General features: G+C 67.5%; 8 protein-coding genes. 4 read left to right on the forward strand and 4 right to left on the reverse strand.

What is annotated here, in order from left to right:
* Positions 1–481, forward strand: a 481-nt coding sequence (locus tag ABF821_RS19775; protein WP_415531320.1) for a hypothetical protein, incomplete at its 5' end; no start/stop codon positions are given.
* 119 nt (positions 482–600) lie between these two features.
* Positions 601–966, forward strand: a complete 366-nt coding sequence (locus ABF821_RS19780) for a hypothetical protein (RefSeq protein ID WP_182974543.1) — start codon at positions 601–603, stop codon at positions 964–966.
* 62 nt (positions 967–1028) lie between these two features.
* Here ABF821_RS19780 and hemH read toward each other — a convergent pair whose 3' ends face one another.
* The 3 genes from hemH to mutY form a co-directional block, all read right to left on the reverse strand.
* Positions 1029–2066, reverse strand: coding sequence for a ferrochelatase (gene hemH, locus ABF821_RS19785; RefSeq protein ID WP_415531321.1), 1038 nt, complete (start codon positions 2064–2066; stop codon positions 1029–1031).
* Positions 2067–2127: 61 nt separating this feature from the next.
* Positions 2128–2274 (reverse strand): hypothetical protein, encoded by a 147-nt coding sequence (locus tag ABF821_RS19790; protein ID WP_415531322.1) that lies wholly within the window; start codon positions 2272–2274, stop codon positions 2128–2130.
* 201 nt (positions 2275–2475) lie between these two features.
* The gene (mutY, locus tag ABF821_RS19795) at positions 2476–3540 is read right to left on the reverse strand and encodes an A/G-specific adenine glycosylase (RefSeq protein WP_415531323.1); all 1065 of its coding nucleotides are present in this window, start codon (positions 3538–3540) and stop codon (positions 2476–2478) included.
* A gap of 9 nt (positions 3541–3549) precedes the next feature.
* On the opposite strand from mutY, the gene ABF821_RS19800 reads away from it, so the two are divergent.
* Entirely contained in the window at positions 3550–4047 is a 498-nt protein-coding gene (locus ABF821_RS19800) for a DciA family protein (protein WP_375271629.1), read from the forward strand.
* A 7-nt stretch (positions 4048–4054) separates the two neighbouring features.
* Here the strand turns inward: ABF821_RS19800 and ABF821_RS19805 are convergent, their stop codons facing one another.
* Entirely contained in the window at positions 4055–4903 is an 849-nt protein-coding gene (locus tag ABF821_RS19805) for an aminoglycoside phosphotransferase family protein (RefSeq protein ID WP_415531324.1), read from the reverse strand.
* On the opposite strand from ABF821_RS19805, the gene ABF821_RS19810 reads away from it, so the two are divergent.
* Entirely contained in the window at positions 4889–5089 is a 201-nt protein-coding gene (locus ABF821_RS19810) for a hypothetical protein (protein WP_415531325.1), read from the forward strand. The two genes, ABF821_RS19805 and ABF821_RS19810, sit on opposite strands and share 15 nt — an antisense overlap.
* Positions 5090–5217 lie beyond the last annotated feature (128 nt).

Consider the following 5217-nt stretch of genomic DNA (forward strand, 5'->3'; position numbering starts at 1 on the left):
TTGTGAGGGCGGCGGTGTTGACCGCGGTGGCGGGGGCTACTATCGTGGCGGTGGTGGCTATCGCGGCTATGGTGGCGGCTATCGTGGTGGCTGGGGTGGTTGGGGCTATCCCGGCTGGGGCGGATATTATAGTGGCTGGGGCTGGCCGCTGGCTTTCGGCACGATGTTCGGCATGGCGGCCGGGGCTGCGGCCTATGGTGCGTATGATGGCGCATATGATGACGGCGGCTACGGAGACGATTATGGTAATTACGGCGGCTATCCCCCGCCGGCCTACGAGGGCGGCGCTTATCCGGCCGGAGGGGACGGCTATCCCGCGCAGCCCTATCCTGCGCAGCCTTACCCGGAACAACCTTATCCGGCGCAGCCTTATGCGCAGCCCTATGGACAGCCTGGGGCACCCCAGGCGACCTCGCCGGCTGTGGTCTGCACCGGGGGCCGGTTCTTCAATCGCCTGACCGAGAGTTGTGACAGCCCGTAAGCGTTGCCAGGGTGGGCGCGTCGGATGGGACCGCGATTCCGCCTTTTAAAACTGACCTCACCGGGGAGGGGCGGGAATTTCTCCCTCCGTCACCCCGCATTGGAGCATGGACAGGACTGATGACGAAGATTCAGAAACGCGGCGTGATGATGCTGCTGACCGCAGGTTTGCTGTCGACCGGCCTGGTCGCCGGGGCGCATGCCGAACCGGGCGGATGCCTGAAATATGGCGCGGTCGGTGCGGTCGGCGGCCACGTAGCCAACCATCATGCCGTGCTGGGGGCGGTCGGAGGCTGTGCCGCCGGCATGTATACCCGCCATGAATACCGCAAGACATTGCGGCAGAAGGCAGCTCTGTACGACAAGGAACACCCGGTCGATCCGAACCTGAGCATGCTGGAGCGCTACCGCCAGCGCAAGACGGACGAGCAGAAAGCCACGTTGTGGGACGCGGAGCATCCGCAGACGGCAGGTGCCACGCACTGAACCGCATCATCGCTGACGCGTATGCCCGGCCGGGGCCGCCTGATGGCGGCCCCGGTTTTTCTTTATGCGGAGCGCGCCGGTAACCAGCCCGCGAGTTCCTGCCGCACCAGGCCTTCCAGCAGGTCGATGGTGGCCGGGGCGGCGTTCAGGCATGGGATCAGGGCGAAATCGGTACCGCCGGCAGCCAGGAATTCCGCCCGTACCTCGTTGCCGATTTCATCCAGCGTTTCGATACAGTCGGCCATGAAGCCCGGCATGATCACCGCGATACGGGTGATGCCCTGTGCCGGCAGGCCCGCGATCAGCGGCGCGGTATAGGGTTCCAGCCATTGTGCCGGGCCGAACCGGGACTGGTAGGTGAGCGGCATTGCCGTTTCGTCCATATCCAGGGCCTGCCGCAGCGCGACCATCGTGCGGGTGCAGTCCTCGGCGTACGGATCGCCTTTTTCCACATAGATGCGTGGCAGGCCGTGGAACGAGGCCACGATGCGCTGGGGGACGAAGGGCAGGTCGGCCAGCGTCTCGCGCACCGAACGCGCCAGCGCGGCAATATAGAGCGGATGATCGGAAAAGGGCGGCACGGTGCGCACCGCCGGCTGGTTGCGCAGGCGCATCAGCGCGCGGAATGCCTGATCGTTGGCGGTCGCGGTCGTGGTGGCGCTGTATTGCGGATAGAGCGGCAGCAGCAGCACCCGTTCGCACCCCCGTTGCAGCAGGGCGGCGATGCCGGACGCGATCGAGGGCGTGCCGTAGCGCATCGCCCATTCCACCGCTACGCCATCGGGCGCCAGACGCTCGGCGAGGGCTTCGCCCTGTGCCCGCGTGTAGGTGCGCAGCGGGCTTTCATCGCGTTCCTGGTTCCAGATGCGGCGATAGGCGCGGCCGGTGCGGCGCGGGCGCAGGGTCAGGATCGGGCCGCGCAGGATGGGTTGCCAGATGGCCGGATGGGCTTCGATGATCCGCCGATCCGAGAGGAATTCGCCCAGATAGCGCCGCACCGCGCCATAGCCGGTGTCATCGGGCGTGCCGAGATTGGTCAGCAGGACGCCGATACGGGACGGGGCGATGGAATCGCCCGGACGGACGGTAAGAAAGGTCATCGGTCCGGGATGCTACAGGACGCGCCGGATCGTGGCAAAACAGACCTGGCGGCCTGCGTCGTCAGCGACGGCGCGAACGGACGCGGACGGGAACCGGCTGAGGTGTCGGCGCGTTGCGCCATGCAAGCAGTGCGGCACAGCCCGTTGCAAGGCACAGGCCCAGGACCGGCAGGGATGACGACAGAAACGCGGTAATGACGGTCATCATGCTCTCCATCCCATCCGGAGATGGCGTACCGCCGGAGGATTCTGGCGGTTTTCGCTTGCCGGAAGGCATTCGCGGCGGGTCCGGCCCCTGGAAGCAGGCCGTCCGCGGCACCTGATCAGTCAAGCTTGCCGCTTTGCGACTCGTCAAGAAAAAATGACGGATGGATGACGGCGCGGTTCGCGACCGAGCCCTGCGCTTTCGTCAGGCCACCGCTTCGGGCCATGCGGCATCCACGCATTTGCGCATCAGGGACGGCAGGGCCAGCGTATCCAGATCGGCATGGGCCACGGCCATTCCTCCGGCCTGGGCTACCGCGTTGGGAAAGTGCGCGACGTGGGCGGCATAGACATCCACATGCAGGGTAAAATGGGTGAAGACGTGGCTGACACGGCCCGCCTTGCGCCAGCCGGCGCGCGCTGGGGCGAAGGGCAGGGCTTCGGCCTCGGACCACGGGGTGGCGCGCCATTCGGTGCCCGGAAGCTCCAGCATGCCGCCCAGCAATCCTTTCTCCGGCCGGCGGCGCAGCAGGATGTGGCCGGCTGCGTCGGTCAGCAGGAAATGCGCGCCATGGCGCACCGGGCGGGCGACGCGCGGGGCCTTGGCCGGGAGGCTGGCGGCGATGCCCTGGCGGAGGCCGGCGCAGGGGTCTCGCCACGGACAGAGCGCGCAGGCCGGCTGGCGGGGCGTGCAGATGCCCGCGCCGAGGTCGAACAGGGCCTGGGCGAAATCGGAGGGGCGCGCCTGGGCCTCGGCGGACTCGTTCAGGGTGGCGGCGTGCCGGGCGATGGTCTTGCGCGATCCGGGCAGCGGGTCGGTCAGGGCGAACAGCCGGCTGGTCACGCGCTCCACATTGCCGTCTACCGGCACCACCGGCTGGCCGAATGCGATGGCGGCGATGGCGGCGGCGGTATAGGTGCCCACGCCCGGCAGCGCCAGCAGGCCCGCCACGTCGCGGGGAAAGCCGCCGGTTGCCGCCACGACCTTCGAGCAGGCATGCAGGTTGCGTGCCCTGGCGTAATAGCCAAGGCCCGCCCATGCGGCCATCACCGTATCGGATTCGGCCCGCGCCAGGTCACCGACTGTCGGAAACAGCTCGAGAAAGCGGTGATAGTAGGGGATGACCGCCGCCACGGTCGTCTGTTGCAGCATGATTTCGCTGAGCCAGACGTGGTAGGGATCGGCTGTCCGGCCGGGCATGGCCCGCCAGGGCAAGGTCCGGCGATGGCGATCGTACCAGCGCAGCAGGGCGGCGGAAGAAGGAGGCACGAGGCGCTTATGGCGAAGGATCGGACCGACGGCAAGCGCGTGGGCATTACCGCACCTCCGCCCGAACCACGGCGCGCCCTGACGATGCGCAGCCTCGGGGCGCTGATCCCGACCGTCGCACGCCCCGCCTTCCGCCGGCATCCGGCCGCGTTGGCGCAGGTGATGACCGACTGGGCGGAGATCGTCGGGCCAGATCTGGCCCGTTGTACCGTGCCGCGCCGCCTGTCGGCCGGCGTGCTGACGCTGGGCTGTGCGGGGCCGGTGGCGATGGAATTGCAGCATCTCGCGCCGGAACTGATCGCCCGCGTCAACCGCTCCTGCGGGCATGGTACGGTGCGGTCGTTGAAGCTGGTGCAGGATATGGTCGTGGGGGGGGCGCCCCCGCCTCGCCCTGTGCCGCGCGACCCGCCTCCGCCGGTGCCGATCCCGGATATGCAGGATGGCCCGCTGAAGGAGGCGCTGGCGGCGCTGGGCGCGCGTATTCGCGCGCGAAACGGAAATAAGTAGAATAATATCAGTTTATTAGAAGATATTCGGCATGCAGGGCGACGCGATGCTGGATGATGGGCTCCGATTTGTCCTCCATGAACCAGAGCGCCGATAGCCCGCACCAGGCGTGAATCCATCGTATGAGCCGGAGGCGGTCCAGGGACGCTGTTCTTGCCACCAGATCGACCCGCTGGGCGAGGATGTGCGGCAGGTCCGCATGGCGCCGGGGGCGTCCGGCGAGGTCGGGGTTGAGGAACAGCGCGGCGAAATCGAACGTGCGTTCTCCGAACAGGCCCTTGGGATCGATGGCGCGCCAGCCTTTCGCGCCGAAGTCCAGCACGTTTCCATGATGGAGATCGCCATGTAGCGGCATGGGGTCGCGAGGATCCGCCAGCAATGCGCGCGCCGAGGCGGCACAGCGTGCCAGCCAGTCGCCGCGTGAGGGTGCAACGGCCGAGAGGTCGCGGAACCAGTCATCCAGCAGACGGAGCCTGGGCCGGTCGGACGCGCGATGGCCATGCAGGCGAGCGGCGACGTGGCAGATCTGGCGCGTTGCCTCGATGTCGTCTCCCGCATCGACCAGATCGGCCAGCGAACGGCCTGGGCGGGCGCGTTCCAGCAGAATGGCTTCCCGGTCATGGGCAAGGACCGGTGCGGCGCCGGCTCCCTGCCACCACGCCATCAGGTCGTTCCCGCGTTGTTCGTCCGGATCGTGAGAGAGTTTCAGCATGGCGGCCGTCCCGTCACGCAGGACCGGTAGCAGAATGGAGGTTGCTGTCCGTATCGGTGGTTCGTCCGTCCGGACCAGGCGCCAGCGTGCCATTCGGATGGACAGGTCTGCCGGGAGTGGGGTCGTGGTATGATCGTTCGTCATGCGCCCCATTCCATGGTGGCTGCCCGCCTGTTGGTGGTTTTCCCGGCCGGGCTGATTTGCCACAAAATGGCCGGGATCGGGGCGAACGATGGATTGTGTACCGACAGGAAGGCGGACCGCGATCCCGTGATCGTGCATGCCGGACGGGTTTACCACCCCGCCTGCCCTGCCGACATGATGACGTGACGATATTCCTGCTGGAAGGGAGAATTCCGATGCGCAAGATGGCTTTCCTGCTGGCGGCTGCGTTGGCTGCGGCGGGGCCGCTGTCCTCGACCTCGGCCATGGCGTGGGGACATGGCTGGGGGTGGCAC

It is taken from the genome of Gluconacetobacter sp. (assembly GCF_047721585.1).
GTDB classification, from domain to species: Bacteria; Pseudomonadota; Alphaproteobacteria; order Acetobacterales; family Acetobacteraceae; genus Gluconacetobacter; species Gluconacetobacter dulcium.

Coding starts and splice junctions, on each gene's coding strand:
- ABF821_RS19780 (WP_182974543.1), top strand. CDS start 601: ATGACGAAGATTCAGAAACGCGGCGTGATGATGCTGCTGACCGCAGGT.
- hemH (WP_415531321.1), bottom strand. CDS start 2,066: ATGACCTTTCTTACCGTCCGTCCGGGCGATTCCATCGCCCCGTCCCGT.
- ABF821_RS19790 (WP_415531322.1), bottom strand. CDS start 2,274: ATGATGACCGTCATTACCGCGTTTCTGTCGTCATCCCTGCCGGTCCTG.
- ABF821_RS19800 (WP_375271629.1), top strand. CDS start 3,550: ATGGCGAAGGATCGGACCGACGGCAAGCGCGTGGGCATTACCGCACCT.
- ABF821_RS19810 (WP_415531325.1), top strand. CDS start 4,889: ATGATCGTTCGTCATGCGCCCCATTCCATGGTGGCTGCCCGCCTGTTG.
- ABF821_RS19805 (WP_415531324.1), bottom strand. CDS start 4,903: ATGACGAACGATCATACCACGACCCCACTCCCGGCAGACCTGTCCATC.